We start from the raw sequence: 16,978 nt of genomic DNA on the forward strand, positions 1-16,978 counted from the left end.
AATGAATCTGGACCAGAAGGTGAGAACGATGGTTGATCATTCGGCAGCTGCAGTGGCAGCTCCGTTCCATACCTATGAGGAAGCGGTAGCTTGGATCAACGGGCTGATTCCGTTTGGAATCCGCCCGGGCATGGATAGAATTCAGCGATTGATGGAGCTGCTCGGCCATCCGGAGCGGCGGTTAAAATTTATTCACGTGGCCGGAACGAATGGGAAGGGCTCCACATGCGCTTTTTTAACAAAGGTTTTGCTTCAAGGGGGATTCACGGTTGGCACCTACACGTCTCCCTATATTACGAAATTTACCAATCGGTTTCAGTATAACGGCGAGGACATACCGGAAGAGACGCTGCTTGAACTCGCTAATCGCTTAGAACCGCTTGTAGCCGAAATTGCGGGCTCCGGGCTCGGATCGCCCACCATGTTTGAGGTGTCCACCGCCCTTGCGATACTGTATTACGCCGAGGTATCTTATCCGGACGTGGTGGTATGGGAGACGGGACTTGGCGGTCGCATGGACGTGACCAATATCGTTCATCCCATCATTTCGGTGATCACGAATATCGGAATGGACCATACCGACGTCCTGGGTGATACCATTCAGGAGATCGCCACGGAAAAGGCTGGCATTATCAAGCCTGGAGTTCCTGTGGTGAGCACGGTAACTCAGCCGGAGGCAGTCGATATTCTGAAACAAACGGTAGTCAAAAACCGTACAAGTCTGTATCTCGTAGATGAACAGTTCTCCTATGAGCGGCTGCGTGGGGACGAAGAAAGCCAGACTTTCCGTTTTAAGGGTCCGTTCCGGGACATGGATCTGGACATCTCGATGCAGGGTGAGCATCAATGCGCCAATGCCGCGCTTGCGATGATGACGCTGGAAGTGCTTCGCCAGTATATGGCTTTCATCGTGGATGATGAAGAATTGCGTACAGGGTTTAAGGATACTTTCTGGGCGGGAAGACTGGAACAAGTGCAGTCCTCCCCGCGGATTGTTCTCGATGGTGCGCACAACCCCGAAGGGGCTGAAACCTTGGCCAAAAGCTTGCCGCAGATCTATAAGTATCGGAAACTGAACTTAATGATGGGAATGCTGGCAAATAAGCATCATGAATCGTATTTGCAGCATATACTGCCAATAGTGGATACGCTTATCCTGACTGAACCGGATTTCCGGAAGAAACTGGACGCCAAGGCGCTTGGTGACATCGTAGAGCAGGTAAGGGAGAAATACGCCAAACATACACTGCAAATCATCATAGAACCAAATTGGAAAAACGCACTTGAAGAGTTGAAGTCACGGACGGAAGCGGAGGATCTTGGGGTGGTGTCGGGCACGTTGTACCTGATTGCCGACGTGCGTTCCAACCTCCTGGGCCTTTCCGATTCTGAAAAAGGTTGGTGATATCTGTTGAATACATCGGAACATGTTCATTTTATAGGAATTGGCGGCTACGGGATGAGCGCCATTGCAAGAGTTATGCTGGAGATGGGTTATAAAGTCACGGGTTCTGACGTGGCATCGCAAGAATTGACAGAAAAGCTGGCGGCCAAGGGCGCCAAAATATACATTGGACATACCGCCGAGCAAGTCCAGGGCGCGGACCTTGTAGTTTACTCGACGGCATTGTCCCAAGACAACGTGGAGCGGGTCGAAGCAGAGAAGCTGAACATTCCTGTCCTTCACCGTGCGCAGATGCTGGCGCGTCTTCTGAACGAACGCAAAGGGGTCGCCGTAGCGGGTGCGCATGGTAAGACAACCACTTCATCGATGATTGCGCTCGTAATGGAGGAATGCGGCGTCGATCCGACGTTTATCATCGGCGGGGAAATCATGAACGTTGGCACGAATGCCAAGGCCGGTGAAGGCGAGCACGTGGTGGCCGAAGCGGACGAGAGTGACGGTTCATTCCTTCAGTACCACCCTTGGCTCGGCGTTGTTCTGAATATTGAGGCCGATCACCTGGAGAATTACGAAGGGGATTTCAATCGTCTCAAGGCAGCATATGTACAATTCCTCAGCCAGATCAAGGCAGACGGTACGGCCGTGGTTTGCGCGGACGATAACAACATTCAGGCGATTTTGCCTGACCTAAAATGCAATGTGACGACATACGGCATTCACGCGGATGCAGAGTATACGGCAACGAATCTGGTGCTCGGCGACCGTCACGTCAGCTTCACCATGCTTCATAACGGCATGGAGCTGGGAACCGTGGAATTGTCCGTACCGGGTAAACACAATGTCTACAACGCCATGGCTACGGTGATTTGCTGCTTGAAAGGCGGAATCTCGTTCGAAGCGATTGTAGAGGCCATCGTCAAGTTCAACGGAGCTAAGCGCCGCTTCCAGGTGCTGGGCGAAGCTGAAGGCATTCTGGTGATTGACGACTATGCGCATCATCCGACGGAGATCGAGGCTACGATCAGTGCCGCCAAAGCTACGGGCAAACGGATTATTGCCGTATTTCAGCCGCAGCGGTATTCGAGGACCTTTTTCCTTCTGGATGCGTTTAGCCGCGCATTCGGGGAAGCGGACGAGGTGATCATTACCGATATTTATTCTCCTGCCGGCGAGAAGCAGATCGAGGGTATCAGTTCCGGTAAGCTGGTGGAGCTGATTGTCCAGAACAGCAATGCCGGTGCCCGTTATTTGCCTACGAAGGAAGATGTCCTGAACGATCTCAAAGGTCGCGTAAAAGAAGGCGACCTCGTTCTCACGATGGGAGCGGGCGACATCTGGAAGGTCGGCGCGGCTTTGGCGGAGTTCATTAAGGGCAAGAAATAAGGAATGCCTGCCTGCGTTCTTTGCTGCTTCGATGCAGCAGGGGATTGCATGGGCTTTTGTCTTCGAACGGAGGCAAGCAGCGGATCGATAAGTAGAATACAGGCTGATCAAGATACTTTCTTGATCAGCCTGTTTGTTTTGTTTTTCGCACACTCATAAGTTGCCAAGCTTGATCATATAGCTAGGTGTAGAAGGACAAGTGAGGTGTGTGGATATGAATAAAGCACGAATGACGATTCGCTTCGATCACGATCCGCCAAAAGATAGTCATAAGGATCATATGCGTGAGGAACGGGATTCGCATCAAAAACTTCCCGCAAGGCGCAATGATCGAGTTGATGACCGTCATCTTGTATTCGACGAGTTTGACTCAACGACTGATCGGTTTACCGATGCGGGCAATTCGTTTGAACATAGGAGCAGCATGCAGCATGATCATCTGCGCGTTGTTCCGCCGCTCCGGGAGGAGGACACTCGGGATGTGAACGGACAAGATTGGAGAACATCGCGTCATACCCAATCCAGGGGGCGATTAGCTGAGGAAAGAAGACGTCTGGATCATGTTGAGGGCGGGTCGTTCGGTGACGGGCCTGATCCTGCCGATACATATGACGATATGCGTGAGGTTGAGGATCTTTACGATCTTCATGATGACGCGTATTCCGGAAGTGTGGGCTCCGGCGCAAACGATTCGAATTGGAATCTCGGGCCCGAGAAGGATCTATATGAGTCACCTGCCGATGATTACGGTTATTATCGCTCGCGCAAGCCTACCTCCTTCTGGAAAATGGCTGTATCCGTGACCGCGGCTGTTGTGACGGGTTTGCTGTTTGGGTATATGGTGCTGTCCATGTTTAACGGCGGTAATGAAGGTGAAGACCCTGCATCGGGGCAGCTTGGAAGCAATGACGCAGTTAATCAAGCACCGGCTGACTCTTCCGGGGGAACGGGGGCATCACTCGCACCCGGTTCAACTGAATCGGCAGTACACGTTCCGGGTCAAATTTTTTATATGCTTCAGTACGGTGTATTCAGCACGCCGGAACGGGCAGAGCAGGCGAAAGGGGAGCTGCTGCAGTCCGGTATTGCGGCTGGGGGAGATTTGGATGAGGAAAACCGGGTGTACGCCGGCGTATCACCAGACCGCGAGCAGGCCAAGCTGCTCAGCAATCAGCTTAAAGCCGAAGGCGTCGAATTATACGTGAGAGAAATCGCGCTGCCTAATATAGAGTCAGCTGCCTTTGCGGGCGAGGAGCAGACGCTGACGGACTATTTCACGATAAGCGGGGAGCTTGTGTCGGAGTTGAGTACGCTATCGGCATCGCTGCTGGGGCAGCAGGAGGCGGGCGCGGTGGCGTCAGAGACTATGACTGCAATCACAAATCTGCACCAGCAGTGGATCCAATCGATGAAGCTGCTATCCGCCGGCTTGGGTCCGGAGACCGGGGAAGTGCTGCCGGCGATGGAGCAATCCATGAACAGTTCGATCACAGCGCTCTCTGAATATAACAAAAATCAATCCAAGGGGCATTTGTGGGAGATTCAAACGGGCATGATGAACTATGTCATGGGCCAAAAGAAACTCCTGGATGGCCTATAAATTCAAATTTACGTCAAATCCGGCTCGGAACTGGAAATAGTTCCCCCTGCCGGATTTCTGTTTGTATTGCTTATCGATTCACCGTATAATAATTAGGGTGTCAAAATATGGCGAGGGAAGAGGATGCATGAAGAAAAACAAAGGAATGCTCATCTTGTTTTTGCTGCTGGGGTGGCTGACGGGAACATGGCTGGCCAAGGCGCTTCAACCTGTTAAGGCTTTGTCGTTTTTAACGTCAACTACACCGATTAAGTGGTCGCCTAGCGCTGATTTTGACATTATTCGTTATGACATTAACCTTGAACTTAACTTTTGCCTGCTCAGTCTGCTTGGCATTATAGCAGCGCTATGGTTATACCGCAGGCTCTAAGACATGACAAAGGAGATTATCCCCCTTGAATGAGAAGAGAAACCGCCGTATCATATTGGCCTCCACCTCTCCTCGGCGTCAGGAATTGATTGCCTCCCTTCGTATCCCATTTGAGATTATGCCTAGTGAAGCTGACGAGGACACCCCGCATGGGTGGTCGCCAGAGCGAATTGTGGAGTCACTGGCACTACGTAAAGCGGAAGCGGTTCTCCGAAAGCTGACGGATGATCCGGGAGATGGTATCATTGTGGGAAGCGACACGATTGTAGTTGTCGATGATCTTGTCCTCGGGAAACCGGAGGATCATGCTGACGCGGCAAGGATGTTGTCCATGCTTCAAGGACGGGCTCACCTCGTGTACACGGGCGTGGCTTGTGTCGACCGGGAATCTGGTCGTACCAAGGTCGCTCATCGTGTGACAACCGTAAAGATGAAATCGTTAAGTGATGACGCGATCGCGGCTTATGTAAAGAGCGGGGAACCTGCTGACAAAGCGGGCTCGTATGCGATTCAAGGCTTGGGTGCAACCATCGTGGAAGGAATCGAAGGCGACTATTTTAACGTTGTCGGCCTGCCGCTTTCTCTGCTGTCGGACATGCTGTCTGAAATGGGGATGGATGTACTCACCGATTCATAGATATAGAACAACGGCATACGAAATGTAGGGGGTATCCTGAAGTTTCGGTGACCTGCTGATTTAAATCTTAGAAAAGAGGGGAATATATGGAGTCGCCAACGCTATTGCTGCGCGACATCCCCCATGATGAACGACCAAGAGAGCGCATGATGCAATATGGGGCGAGCGCATTAAGCCATGCAGAATTGCTGGCGATATTGCTTCGGACCGGAACCCGCCAGGAATCTGCCGTACATATAGCCCAGCGGCTGCTGGGGGAAGCAGGCGGCATCCGGCAGCTCGTTGATCTTAGCATTGAGGAAATTACGCAAATCAAAGGAATTGGAACCGCTAAGGCTGTTCAGCTGAAGGCTGGCATCGAGCTTGGACGGCGCTTGGCCGCATCGAGACATGTAGAGCCGGTTATTATTCGCAGTCCACATGACGCGGCAGAACTGCTCAGTGAACAGATGCGCTATTTACAGAAAGAGCATTTTGTCTGTGTATTTTTAAATACGAAAAATCATGTCATTGCCCAGGAAACGTTATCGATGGGAAGCCTTAATGCTTCCATCGTTCATCCCCGCGAGGTGTTCAGAGCGGCCATCAAATGCAGCAGTGCATCCCTGGTGTGCGCGCATAACCATCCTAGCGGAGATCCGACGCCCAGCCCGGAAGACATATCGCTGACTGCACGTTTAGTGGAGGCAGGACAGATTGTCGGGATCGACGTACTGGATCATCTGATCATTGGGGACGGATCGTTTGTAAGTTTGAAGGAACGGGGCTTGATGTAATATAATAGTTCAGATTGACGAAGAAAGGGAGATACATCATGTTAGGTGGTTTTACGAAAGATTTGGGAATCGATTTGGGGACGGCAAATACGCTGGTTTATGTTCGTGGGAAAGGAATTGTCGTAAGAGAGCCTTCCGTGGTTGCTCTGCGTACAGATACGAAGAGCATTGAAGCCGTTGGTGAATCGGCTAAGAAAATGATTGGACGCACACCAGGCAACATTCGTGCCATTCGTCCGATGAAGGACGGCGTTATCGCTGATTTTGATACAACGGCTACGATGATTAAATACTTTATTCGTCAAGCACAGAAGCAGCGTTCCATATTCCCCCGTCATCCGAACGTGATGGTATGCGTACCTTCCGGCATTACGGCGGTAGAGCAGCGTGCGGTTGAAGATGCCACCAAGCAAGCGGGAGCACGCGAAGCTTACACGATCGAAGAGCCTTTTGCAGCTGCAATCGGTGCCGATTTGCCTGTGTGGGAACCAACAGGCAGCATGGTAGTGGATATCGGTGGAGGTACCACTGAAGTAGCGGTCATTTCGCTGGGCGGCATTGTAACCAGCCGCTCTGTACGTGTTGCAGGCGATGAGATGGATGAGTCTATTATCTCCTATATCAAACGTCAATATAACTTGATGATCGGTGAGCGCACATCCGAGCTGCTTAAGATGGAAGTCGGTTCCGCCATGCCGCTGGAGACCGTGGAAACGATGGAAATTCGCGGCCGTGACTTGGTGACGGGGCTGCCGAAGACGATCACCATTACTTCGGATGAGATTAGCGAAGCGTTGGCAGATACCATTAATGCGATTGTTGAAGCGGTAAAGGTTACGCTTGAGAAATGTCCTCCGGAGCTTGCTGCGGATATTATGGACCGGGGCATCGTGCTTACGGGAGGCGGCGCATTGCTTCGCAACCTGGACAAGCTGCTCGCCGAAGAGACCGGCATGCCGGTGATCGTTGCAGAGAATCCGCTGGATTGCGTAGCCATTGGTACAGGTAAAGCGCTCGAGAACATTCACCTGTTTAAATCCCGGAGCAGCTCTGCCGTCCGTTCTAAACGGTAGAAACCGAATAGAAGTGTAAACCCCTAATGTTGGGAGAGAAAACAGTAAGTTAGAGGGTGTTGCAACTGTTTAAGCTGCTAGGCAATAAGCGTTTGTTTATTATGCTCATCGGGCTGGTAGCGTTTATCGCTATTATGGGGTTTACGCTCGGCCCGAGAGCTTCTTTATCTTGGCCTGAAAAATTCGTCAAGGATACGGTCGGTTTTGTGCAAAGTGTGTTTTATAAGCCCGCTGCCTATATAGCGGGTTTCTTTGAAGATGTACGGAACATGAAGGCAATCTATGAAGAGAATGAGGAGCTGCGGAGAGCCGTGGCCCAATATTCCCGAGAGAGTGCTAATTACAATAGCATGAAAGCTAATTTCGAAGCGCTGACGGAACAACTTCATTTTACAGAGAACCAGAAAAATCGTGACAAATATGAGTATCGTACTGCTCAGGTGCTTAGCGTCAACTCGGATCCGAATAACAGGACACTGGTCGTCGATCTGGGCAAGCGCGATGGGGTTCGCCCCAACATGTCGGTCACGACAGTGGACGGCATGGTCGGCATCATTAGCAGCGTCAGCAATTTCACCTCCACGGTGAAGCTGTTGACCACGATGGACGCCCAGGATCCGAATCCGCAGCCAATTTCGGTAACGGCCATCGGCAAAGAGGATAAAACGTTTGGCGTGGTCGAGAGCTACGATGAGAAGACCAACACGCTGCTCATGACGCGGATTACGGAAGATGATCCGATCAAGAAAGGCGATAAGATCATTTCATCCGGTGCCGGAGGCGTTATACCACAGGGCTTGATCATTGGTGAGGTGAAAAGTGTTCAGGTAAGCCAATACGGTCAGAGCAGAACGGCTACGATCGAACCTGCGGCCAAGTTTGATGATTGGAAGTATCTGATCATCGTCTTTACGCCTGAGGAGCCAGAATAAGATGGCACGTAAACAAATTCTGGTCCTGCTGCTGTTCGTGCTGTTTATTCTGCAGGGCACGGTGGTTTTCTGGTTAACGCCAAGCTCGCTGCAGCTTCAGATTTACCCTAATTTTGTATTGGTTTGCTTGTTTTTTGTATCGATTTATTATCATCGCCACACGGGGCTGGTGCTCGGACTCATATTCGGCATGCTTCACGATATCGTGTATTACGGCGAGATGATTGGCACTTATTCGTTTGCTATGGGCGTATCCGCATATCTGGTGGGACTTGTATTCAAGTCCCCGCGGGCGCCGCTGCCCATGATGATGACCATTGTCATTCTGGGGAGTCTGTTGTTTGACAGTACGCTTTTTGGCATATATAAGGTGTTTCGACTCAATCCGACTTCTTATAATTGGTCACTGCTTCATCATATGCTACCCAATCTCCTTGTTCATTTTGCCTTTGCTCTGGCGATTTACGTTCCTCTTCGCAAGCAGATTGAGTTGGTTACGAAGAATCAGAGAAGGAAGGCATCCTGAACCCTCCATTATGACATTTTACTAGACTAGCAGGAACTTGAAGGTTTGAGCGCGAAATGTATAGGGATGGGAGGGACAGGCTTATGGCTGTAAAATCCAATCATGTGACGATTAAGGGCATCAAAGATGGCCTGGTATTCCTGCTTGATGACCAATGTGAGCTGGAGGAGCTGCTCGGCGAGCTGCGCTATAAGCTGGAGCACAGTCATCAGAATATTTTGACCGGACCTATCATTCATGTGGATGTGAAGCTGGGTTCCCGGAAAATTTCCGAAGAAGAGAAGCAGACGATTCTTGACATATTGAAGCAAAAGGGCAACCTGTTGATACGTAATGTGGAATCGCCACCGATTGAGTCGGAGCTCATACCAGAGGAGAACCTTACGCTTAAGACAGGGATGGTGCGTTCCGGACAGGTGCTGCATCATGACGGCGATCTCTTGTTCCTCGGCGATGTGAATCCCGGCGGAACCATAACGTGCACCGGTGATATCTACATATTGGGAGCTCTGCGCGGAACCGCGCATGCCGGTGTAGAGGGAAACGAGGAAGCGATTATAGCGGCTTCGTATTTTGCCCCTACCCAGCTCCGTATCTCCCAGATGATCAGCAGACCGCCGGATGAATGGGAGACGCGGGAAACGGTCATGGAATTTGCGTATTTGAAGGACGGTAGCATGGAGATCGATAAGATCAGCAACATCTCACGTTTGGGTCGGGATTTTAATGTGTTTAAAGGGGTGTAGAACATGGGAGAGGCAATCGTCGTAACTTCAGGTAAAGGCGGAGTCGGTAAAACGACGACATCGGCGAACATCGGCACAGCTTTGGCACTGCTCGGAAAAAAAGTGTGTCTGGTTGATACGGACATCGGTCTTCGTAATTTGGATGTCGTGATGGGCCTGGAAAACCGGATTATATACGATTTGTGCGACGTTGCAGAAGGGCGGTGCCGACTTAACCAGGCGCTGATCAAGGACAAGCGCTTCGATGAGCTGTATATGCTTCCTGCAGCCCAGACCAAAGACAAGAATGCCGTTTCTCCGGAGCAGGTGAAAGATATCGTACTTGAATTGAAAAAGGAATTCGAATACGTCATTATCGATTGTCCGGCTGGAATCGAGCAAGGATTTAAGAATGCCATTGCCGGTGCAGATAAAGCGATTGTGGTTACAACGCCCGAGAATGCGGCCGTGCGGGATGCGGATCGGATTATCGGCTTGCTGGAGAGCTCTCATGTAGAGTCTCCGAAACTTGTTGTAAACCGGATTCGCCCGAACATGGTGAAATCCGGCGACATGCTGGAGATTGAAGATGTGCTGCAGGTGCTGAATATTGATCTGATCGGCATCGTCCCCGATGATGAAATGGTCATTAAAGCGGCCAATATCGGGGAGCCTACGGTGATGAATCCGGATTCTCAGGCAGCCATCGCCTATAGAAACATCGCCCGGCGTATTCTGGGTGATACCGTTCCTTTGATGCAAATCCATCAGAAAAAAGGAATGTTCACCAAATTCAAAAAGTTTTTTGGAATGGGTTAAAGGCTTTAACACGAACCGGTGCCGGGAGGCATCGGTTTTTTTGTTCTGTTCGCCTCTTTAATAGGGCTTGTTCTAAATATCTTTCATCTCCTCATAGGATAGAGTAAGAAAACAAGCCCCAAGGGGGAGAGAACAATGGACATCAAAACTTCAGTTAAGACCCGAAGAGAAGCCCGCATTCGCGAGCTGCTGGAAGGGGAAGCGTCACCGGCGCCGCATGATAAGTCGTCATGGGGGCCCGTTCCCGAGAAACAGCCTGCCCATCCCAATCTTCACAAGACAGGCTTTATACAGGAGCACAGGGCGAACCCATCCCCGCTTCTTGCAGAGAGTGAACCGGATCCCGAGCGGCTTTGGAAGCAAGGGCACCGCGGTTGGTATGGTGCGCTGGATCCCGGTGATCCAGGGGAACCGCCAAGAAAAGCTTCGTTTCTGTCGGGCTTGGTGCGCCGTGTCATCGTCAGTGCGCTGGTGTTTGGATTGGCATGGGGGGTATTTTCGTTTCAGCACCCATGGGCTCTTCGCACGCAAGCTTTTATCGTTGAGGGGCTGAGCCACGAGATGGATTTCCAAGCAGCCCAGGTATGGTATGAGGAGCACTTTGGAAGCGCCCCTTCCTTCATTCCGATTTTTGGACAAACCGACGAACACTCGACGAAGGTGAATGCCGGGACTTCTTTAGTTCCTCCGCTTTCCGGAAAGGTGGTCCAATCCTTTGCCGTGGATCTGAAAGGCATCGTTTTGGAAGCCGGAGGGGGTTCTTTAGCAGACCGGGCGGTTAAGAGTATAGAGACCGGACGCGTGCTTGAGGTTAAAGAACATCCTGAGAATGGGATCACCATTCTCATACAGCATACAGGAGAGAGAACGGCGATATACAGCAGGCTGGCAGAAACGGGACTTAAGGTAAACGATTGGGTTCAAGGCGGAGATATTGTCGGCACATTGGCGTCTTCAGGCGCAGGCAGCCCGCCCTCCCTTTATTTCGAACTGAAAGAGGGGGATCGAGGTATCGATCCGGCGGAAGTGATTCCGTTTGATTAAGTTTAAGGGAACGGTATTGTCGCTGCATCCTCTCTTTGTTATTGTCATGCTGGCCTCCGTATTCACCGGTCGCTTCTTGGAATTGCTGACCCTGTTTATTATCGTGTTTATTCATGAATTGGGACACGCCGCCGCAGCGGCAGCGATGGGGTTCAAGGTACGAGCCATTCAGATGCTGCCGTTCGGCGGCGTTGCTGTCATTGAAGATGATGGCAGGATGACTGCAATGAAGGAAATCATCATTGCGCTTGCGGGTCCGCTGCAAAATGTCATCATGATTGGAATTACTCTGATGTGCAGATGGGCGGGGTGGGGAGATGAGCAGCTGTTGTCTTATATCATTCAGGGGAATCTCATCATCGCGCTGTTTAACCTTCTCCCGATTCTTCCGCTGGACGGCGGCAAAGTGCTGCAAGCGATCATCAGTTTGCTCGCCCCATATCATGCGACCTTGCTGTGGGCTTCCCGCGCTGGCATTTTGTGCAGCCTGATCATGATCGGATATGGCTTGCAGCCGTTATTTTCCGGCGGCGGTATTCGTTTAAATGTGCTGATGATCGGCCTTTTTTTAGCGTATTCCAATTTTGAAGACTATCGGAATGTGCATTACCGGTTTTTAAGATTTTTGGTCAATCGGAGCGAGATTTATGAACGAAATTTGGATGGACTCGGTCCTGCGCAACCAATCGTTGCAGATTCTTCGAAACCTTTGGATGATATTATGCGTCTATTTAAACGAGAGAAGTATCATCTGATTTATGTCATGAGCGGACGAGGCAGCCTGCTTGCCGTTGTTCCGGAGCAGCATGTGATTTCTTCTTATTTTGCATCAAATGGTCCGCCCTGGTATGCGTAAATCGTAAACACCAAGAGGAAGACGCAGGGTGGGCCATGATTCTTTATCCATTCATATCATCTGAGATTGTGTTAGGATAAAAAAATAGAATATCGTCTTCCATTTGAGGGGTGAAGCCATGAGGCAAATGATAGTTCATTGTGAACATGAGACCATTCAGATGGCCCTCATCGAAGATGGGAGGTTAGCAGAATTCGCCGTTGAGCGGAGTCGTGAGCAAAGTGTAGTCGGCAGTTTTTATAAGGGCAGGGTCGTAAATGTGCTGCCGGGGATGCAGGCGGCTTTTGTAGATATCGGGCTGAAAAAGAATGCATTTTTATATATTGATGATGTGCTCCATCCTCATTTAGAGAAGCAGCCCAAACAGAAGCCTTCCATCTCGGAGCTGCTAACGGTAGGCCAGGAATTGATCGTGCAGGTGATGAAGGAACCGAGAGGCGGCAAGGGGGCGCGGGTCACTACCCATTTTTCGCTGCCTGGCAGATGCATGGTGTACATGCCTACTGCGGATTATGTTGCCGTCTCCAAGAAAATTGGACGTGATGCGGAGAGAGCAAGGCTGAAGAGTATCGGCGAGCAGCTTCGTACGGATGAAGAGGGGATCATTATCCGAACGGTATCGGAGGACGAGCCTCTGGAATTCCTTAAGGGAGATCTTGAGTATCTGCGAAAAGAGTGGGCGCGAATTCTCGACAAGGCCGAGCTATCTTCTGCTCCGGCGCTGCTTCATCGCGATTTAGGTCTGCTGCAGCGTTTTCTCCGCGATGCCTTTGACCCGCTTCATGATGAACTTGTGATCGACAGCAAGATTAAAGGCGAGGAGACCAAAAGCTATCTGAAGGAAACCGTCCCTGGTATGGAGCCTAAGGTTACATATTATTCGGAAGGAAGTCCGATTTTTCAAGCTTACGGGTTGGACGAGCAGATGAGAGCCGGCTTTGCAAGGAAAATCATGCTTCCGGAAGGTGTGACCATCGTTGTTGATCAGACGGAAGCCATGACCATCATGGATGTCAACACAGCCAAATATATCGGTGGCGATAATTTCGAGGAAACGGTGCTGAAGACGAATCTTCTGGCGGCGCAGCAGATTGCAAGAATTTTGCGGCTCTGGGATATCGGAGGCATTATCATCGTTGATTTCATCGATATGGATCGTGAGGAGCACCGGGAGCAGGTTGTTTCTGCCATGGAGGCTGTAATGCGCAAGGACCGCACCAAAAGCTTTGTGGTGGGCTGGACCAAGCTGGGACTGCTGGAAATGACCCGCAAAAAAGCCAGGGAAAGCTCTTCGCTCCCATTTGCCAAGCCTTGCGGCGCTTGCGGGGGCAGAGGTGTTGTTATCGAACAATGATGTTGACGGTGAACATGGATTATGATATTATCATTAGGTATGTGTCTAGTGATGGTTTGCTGCACATGCTGTAACCGCTCCGGTTGGGTTAGCAAGGACGTTCCGGTTGGAACGGACACCTTATACTAGGCGAGTCTGAGACATAGGGAGGTGCAAGCAAATGTACGCTATTATCGAAACAGGTGGTAAACAATACAAAGTTCAAGAGGGCGACGTATTGTTCATCGAGAAGCTGACTGCAGGTGACGGCGAGAGCGTGACTTTCGACCGTGTACTGGCCGTATCCAAAGAGGACGGGTTGGTAGCAGGTACGCCGGTTGTTTCCGGTGCGACTGTAACTGCAAAGGTAGAGAAGCACGGTAAAGGCCGTAAGGTCGTTGTATACAAATACAAGCCGAAGAAGAACTACCACAAGAAGCAAGGTCATCGTCAACCTTACACTAAAGTAACCATCGAGAAAATCCAAGCGTAAGTAGGTGCGGTAATTGATTACTGTACAAGTACTGCGCGGGGGAGATGGACGGATCCATAGCTTTAAGGTGACGGGGCACGCGGGATATGCCAATCCTGGAGAAGATATTGTATGTGCTGGAGTTTCCAGCATTACAGTGGGCACGGTCAATTCCATTGAAGCGTTAACCGGAACTGTTATGGAGACCCAGATGAAGGGCGGCTTTCTTAGTGCGAATCTTCCGCCGACGGCAAACGACTCCGTCTCGGGACAAGTTCAACTGCTTCTCGAATCCATGGTTGTTATGTTACAGGGAATTGCCGATTCATACGGCAAGTATATAAGAATACAGGAATTGACTACTTGAAGAAGGAGGTAGACAACATGTTGAAATTGGATCTTCAGTTATTCGCATCGAAAAAAGGTGTAGGTTCCACAAAGAACGGTCGCGATAGCGAATCGAAACGTCTTGGTGTGAAACGTGCAGACGGTCAAGCAGTGACTGGCGGCAGCATCTTGGTTCGCCAACGCGGAACGAAAATTCATCCAGGCACGAACGTGGGTATCGGTAAAGACGATACTTTGTTTGCGAAAGTTGACGGCGTTGTGAAATTTGAACGTTGGGGTCGTGATCGCAAGAAAGTGAGCGTCTACCCGGTTGATGTCGCTCCAGTAGCGGCTGCAGTAGAAGCTTAATCGTTTCTTATGCTGCATACAGAAGAAGCCTTTCGGCATCGTTGCCGGGGCTTCTTTTTTTGTGAATAACGCAAAGATTATCATCCAGGGGATGAACCGTCCTGAAGGTCTATGATATACTGGGATTTGGTGAATGTAACCAATTGCTGTTGAAAGACGAGGAGAAGCGATGAAATCCTGGAAATGGATAGCAGCTGGGGCGGGGTTAACCTCCGTAATACCCGTAGCATGGATGGTATGGAAACCGACTTTGGCTGCAGGAGCAGTGTTAACGGTTTGGGCTGTCGCTGCGTCTGCCTATGGAGCTTGGCTTGTCCGGAAATCGGAGGAGCGCAGGCAGCAAGCCATCATTCGGAATGTGGAGCAGACGGCGATTCAGATGCTGAATCACCATCGTCATGATTGGATGAATGAGCTTCAAATTTTGTACGGCTACATTCAACTTGGAAAGCTTGATAAAACAGTGGGTTCTGTGGAAAGAATAAAGGACAGGATGGCGACGGAAAGCAGAATCTCTAAGCTGGGCATTCCTTCGCTGGTTTTTTATTTACATTCATACCGTACGTACAGCAACAATCTGCAGCTCAACGTTGAAGTTGTGGACCAGGTACAACTGGAAGACAAAGTATCGCCACAAACGGCGGAGTCTTTTACCGAAGCTATCATTCAAACGGTGAGAGCTTTTCAATTGAGCGGAAAAGCGTCTTGGGGGGATACCCGGCAATTAACATTAACATTTATGCAGCAAGAACAAGAGCTGATGGTATGGGCACAAGGAGAAGGATCCTTTGGAGACCCGGACAGCTTGAAGCTTCAGATTGAACAATCCGTAAAAGGCGAAGGCATTCGGGTAGAACAAACGGAGCCGAGGGAGACCTCGTATCGTTTGTATTTGCCGTTTGTGACTTGAGGAAGGTGATTTCATGTTTGTAGATAAGGCAAAAGTATATGTAAAAGGCGGAGACGGCGGCGATGGTCTCATTGCGTTCCGTCGAGAGAAATACGTTCCTGAAGGCGGACCTGCCGGCGGAGACGGCGGTAAGGGCGGCGACGTGATTTTCCGGGTGGACGAAGGACTGCGCACGTTGATGGATTTCCGTTACCAGAAGCATTTTAAGGCTAAGCGCGGGGAAAAAGGCCGCAATAAAAGTCAGCATGGCGCCAATGCGGATAGCATGATTGTCCGTATCCCGCCGGGTACGATCTTAACGGATGACGATACCGGTGAGGTGATTGGCGATTTGACCCGACACGGTCAACAGGTTGTTGTTGCCAGAGGAGGCCGTGGAGGGCGAGGCAATATCCGCTTTGCTACCCCGAACAATCCGGCGCCTGAGCTTGCCGAGAACGGCGAGGAAGGCGAAGAGCGTTACGTAACCATGGAACTTAAAGTGATGGCTGATGTAGGTCTCGTCGGGTTCCCAAGTGTAGGCAAATCGACCTTGTTGTCCGTTGTATCTGCGGCTCAGCCAAAGATCGGCGCATACCACTTTACGACCATAACGCCGAATTTGGGAGTTGTTGAGGTTGGAGACGGTCGCAATTTTGTTATGGCTGACCTGCCTGGTCTGATTGAGGGTGCTCATGAAGGCGTGGGACTTGGTCACGAATTCCTCCGGCACGTGGAAAGAACACGTGTCATTGTCCATGTCGTGGATATGGCAGGCACGGAAGGAAGGGATCCGTTTGAGGACTGGGAAAAAATCAATGATGAAATCAGGCTCTACAACCCAGTTCTGGTCGAACGGCCGCAAATCGTAGCCGCTAATAAAATGGACATGCCGGAGGCCGAAGAGTATCTAGCGGCCTTCAAAGAGAAGCTGAAAGAGATTCGTCCGGACATCGAGGTCATGCCCATCTCCTCGCTGACCCGTCAGGGTATTCAGGAACTCCTTTACCGCACGATCGATGTGCTGGAGAGCATTCCGGACGAGCCGGCCATTGAAGAAGTATCCGAGGTTTCCGAGCGCAAGGTTTATAAATTCAAAGCGCAGAACGACAACTCCTTCACCGTTACTAGGGATAATGAGATGTATGTGGTGCATAGCGAGCGAATTGAGCGGATGCTGAAACGGATGCAGATGAATTCGCATGATGCCATTCTGAAGCTTGCAAGAACGATGCGTCATATGGGCGTCGATGAAGAACTTCGGAAACGGGGCGCGACAGAAGGCACCATTGTACGAATTGGTGATTTCGAATTTGAATTTGTTGAAGGCAGCAGCTACTATTAATTAGCAAAAAATACGTTTGTGAGAAAATACCGCAAGGTCTGTTTAACAGCAGGCTTGGCGGTATTTTTTTTATGGAGGAAGTTGTGTCTCAGATATC

At 50.5% G+C, this 16,978-nt stretch carries 19 protein-coding genes; all 19 read left to right on the plus strand.

From position 1 onward, the window contains the following. Nucleotide 1: 1 nt before the first annotated feature. Complete coding sequence (locus AC0VZ8_RS07860; RefSeq protein WP_475486568.1) at nt 2-1,405, plus strand: bifunctional folylpolyglutamate synthase/dihydrofolate synthase; 1,404 nt, start codon at nt 2-4, stop codon at nt 1,403-1,405. Between the two features lie 6 nt (nt 1,406-1,411). After that, a complete protein-coding gene (gene murC / locus AC0VZ8_RS07865; RefSeq protein ID WP_475486569.1) occupies nt 1,412-2,788 on the plus strand; it encodes a UDP-N-acetylmuramate--L-alanine ligase in 1,377 nt (458 codons plus the stop codon). Nucleotides 2,789-3,002: 214 nt separating this feature from the next. Continuing rightward, nucleotides 3,003-4,388, plus strand: coding sequence for an SPOR domain-containing protein (locus tag AC0VZ8_RS07870; RefSeq protein ID WP_475486570.1), 1,386 nt, complete (start codon nt 3,003-3,005; stop codon nt 4,386-4,388). A gap of 127 nt (nt 4,389-4,515) precedes the next feature. Then, the gene (locus AC0VZ8_RS07875) at nt 4,516-4,758 is read left to right on the plus strand and encodes a DUF4321 domain-containing protein (RefSeq protein WP_071223415.1); all 243 of its coding nucleotides are present in this window, start codon (nt 4,516-4,518) and stop codon (nt 4,756-4,758) included. A gap of 25 nt (nt 4,759-4,783) precedes the next feature. After that, nucleotides 4,784-5,395, plus strand: coding sequence for a Maf family protein (locus AC0VZ8_RS07880; protein WP_071223414.1), 612 nt, complete (start codon nt 4,784-4,786; stop codon nt 5,393-5,395). An 86-nt stretch (nt 5,396-5,481) separates the two neighbouring features. Next, the gene (gene radC / locus AC0VZ8_RS07885) at nt 5,482-6,171 is read left to right on the plus strand and encodes a RadC family protein (protein WP_009593994.1); all 690 of its coding nucleotides are present in this window, start codon (nt 5,482-5,484) and stop codon (nt 6,169-6,171) included. A gap of 38 nt (nt 6,172-6,209) precedes the next feature. Next, nucleotides 6,210-7,244, plus strand: a complete 1,035-nt coding sequence (locus AC0VZ8_RS07890) for a rod shape-determining protein (protein WP_009593998.1) — start codon at nt 6,210-6,212, stop codon at nt 7,242-7,244. A 56-nt stretch (nt 7,245-7,300) separates the two neighbouring features. Further along, nucleotides 7,301-8,176, plus strand: a complete 876-nt coding sequence (gene mreC / locus AC0VZ8_RS07895; protein ID WP_475486571.1) for a rod shape-determining protein MreC — start codon at nt 7,301-7,303, stop codon at nt 8,174-8,176. Between the two features lies 1 nt (nt 8,177). Beyond that, complete coding sequence (gene mreD, locus AC0VZ8_RS07900; protein WP_127589515.1) at nt 8,178-8,702, plus strand: rod shape-determining protein MreD; 525 nt, start codon at nt 8,178-8,180, stop codon at nt 8,700-8,702. Between the two features lie 83 nt (nt 8,703-8,785). After that, nucleotides 8,786-9,448 (plus strand): septum site-determining protein MinC, encoded by a 663-nt coding sequence (locus AC0VZ8_RS07905; protein WP_475486572.1) that lies wholly within the window; start codon nt 8,786-8,788, stop codon nt 9,446-9,448. 3 nt (nt 9,449-9,451) lie between these two features. Beyond that, entirely contained in the window at nt 9,452-10,246 is a 795-nt protein-coding gene (gene minD / locus AC0VZ8_RS07910) for a septum site-determining protein MinD (protein WP_009594006.1), read from the plus strand. A gap of 135 nt (nt 10,247-10,381) precedes the next feature. Further along, nucleotides 10,382-11,290, plus strand: a complete 909-nt coding sequence (locus tag AC0VZ8_RS07915) for a M23 family metallopeptidase (RefSeq protein WP_260069380.1) — start codon at nt 10,382-10,384, stop codon at nt 11,288-11,290. Then, on the plus strand, nt 11,283-12,146 hold the full coding sequence (locus AC0VZ8_RS07920; protein ID WP_475486573.1) for a M50 family metallopeptidase: 864 nt from the start codon (nt 11,283-11,285) through the stop codon (nt 12,144-12,146). Before AC0VZ8_RS07915 ends, AC0VZ8_RS07920 begins: the two co-directional genes overlap by 8 nt. A gap of 118 nt (nt 12,147-12,264) precedes the next feature. Continuing rightward, nucleotides 12,265-13,500 carry an Rne/Rng family ribonuclease gene (locus tag AC0VZ8_RS07925; protein WP_475486574.1) on the plus strand — a complete coding sequence of 412 codons (1,236 nt, stop codon included), beginning with the start codon at nt 12,265-12,267 and terminating at the stop codon, nt 13,498-13,500. Between the two features lie 160 nt (nt 13,501-13,660). After that, a complete protein-coding gene (rplU, locus tag AC0VZ8_RS07930; protein WP_006208810.1) occupies nt 13,661-13,972 on the plus strand; it encodes a 50S ribosomal protein L21 in 312 nt (103 codons plus the stop codon). A 13-nt stretch (nt 13,973-13,985) separates the two neighbouring features. Continuing rightward, nucleotides 13,986-14,318, plus strand: coding sequence for a ribosomal-processing cysteine protease Prp (locus tag AC0VZ8_RS07935; protein WP_194541485.1), 333 nt, complete (start codon nt 13,986-13,988; stop codon nt 14,316-14,318). 17 nt (nt 14,319-14,335) lie between these two features. Then, nucleotides 14,336-14,647, plus strand: a complete 312-nt coding sequence (gene rpmA / locus AC0VZ8_RS07940; protein ID WP_015734021.1) for a 50S ribosomal protein L27 — start codon at nt 14,336-14,338, stop codon at nt 14,645-14,647. A gap of 169 nt (nt 14,648-14,816) precedes the next feature. Then, nucleotides 14,817-15,557, plus strand: coding sequence for a Spo0B domain-containing protein (locus AC0VZ8_RS07945; RefSeq protein ID WP_475486575.1), 741 nt, complete (start codon nt 14,817-14,819; stop codon nt 15,555-15,557). A gap of 13 nt (nt 15,558-15,570) precedes the next feature. Then, a complete protein-coding gene (gene obgE, locus AC0VZ8_RS07950) occupies nt 15,571-16,881 on the plus strand; it encodes a GTPase ObgE (RefSeq protein WP_071223403.1) in 1,311 nt (436 codons plus the stop codon). Nucleotides 16,882-16,978: the final 97 nt, after the last annotated feature.

The sequence above is a fragment of the Paenibacillus sp. QJM3NY_38 genome, from assembly GCF_056173265.1.

Excerpts from the sequence above, each read along its gene's own strand:
- AC0VZ8_RS07915 (WP_260069380.1), top strand. The coding sequence starts at position 10,382 with ATGGACATCAAAACTTCAGTTAAGACCCGAAGAGAAGCCCGCATTCGC.
- AC0VZ8_RS07870 (WP_475486570.1), top strand. The coding sequence starts at position 3,003 with ATGAATAAAGCACGAATGACGATTCGCTTCGATCACGATCCGCCAAAA.
- AC0VZ8_RS07860 (WP_475486568.1), top strand. The coding sequence starts at position 2 with ATGAATCTGGACCAGAAGGTGAGAACGATGGTTGATCATTCGGCAGCT.
- rpmA (WP_015734021.1), top strand. The coding sequence starts at position 14,336 with ATGTTGAAATTGGATCTTCAGTTATTCGCATCGAAAAAAGGTGTAGGT.
- AC0VZ8_RS07890 (WP_009593998.1), top strand. The coding sequence starts at position 6,210 with ATGTTAGGTGGTTTTACGAAAGATTTGGGAATCGATTTGGGGACGGCA.
- AC0VZ8_RS07905 (WP_475486572.1), top strand. The coding sequence starts at position 8,786 with ATGGCTGTAAAATCCAATCATGTGACGATTAAGGGCATCAAAGATGGC.
- rplU (WP_006208810.1), top strand. The coding sequence starts at position 13,661 with ATGTACGCTATTATCGAAACAGGTGGTAAACAATACAAAGTTCAAGAG.
- AC0VZ8_RS07945 (WP_475486575.1), top strand. The coding sequence starts at position 14,817 with ATGAAATCCTGGAAATGGATAGCAGCTGGGGCGGGGTTAACCTCCGTA.
- AC0VZ8_RS07875 (WP_071223415.1), top strand. The coding sequence starts at position 4,516 with ATGAAGAAAAACAAAGGAATGCTCATCTTGTTTTTGCTGCTGGGGTGG.
- minD (WP_009594006.1), top strand. The coding sequence starts at position 9,452 with ATGGGAGAGGCAATCGTCGTAACTTCAGGTAAAGGCGGAGTCGGTAAA.
- radC (WP_009593994.1), top strand. The coding sequence starts at position 5,482 with ATGGAGTCGCCAACGCTATTGCTGCGCGACATCCCCCATGATGAACGA.
- AC0VZ8_RS07925 (WP_475486574.1), top strand. The coding sequence starts at position 12,265 with ATGAGGCAAATGATAGTTCATTGTGAACATGAGACCATTCAGATGGCC.
- mreD (WP_127589515.1), top strand. The coding sequence starts at position 8,178 with ATGGCACGTAAACAAATTCTGGTCCTGCTGCTGTTCGTGCTGTTTATT.
- obgE (WP_071223403.1), top strand. The coding sequence starts at position 15,571 with ATGTTTGTAGATAAGGCAAAAGTATATGTAAAAGGCGGAGACGGCGGC.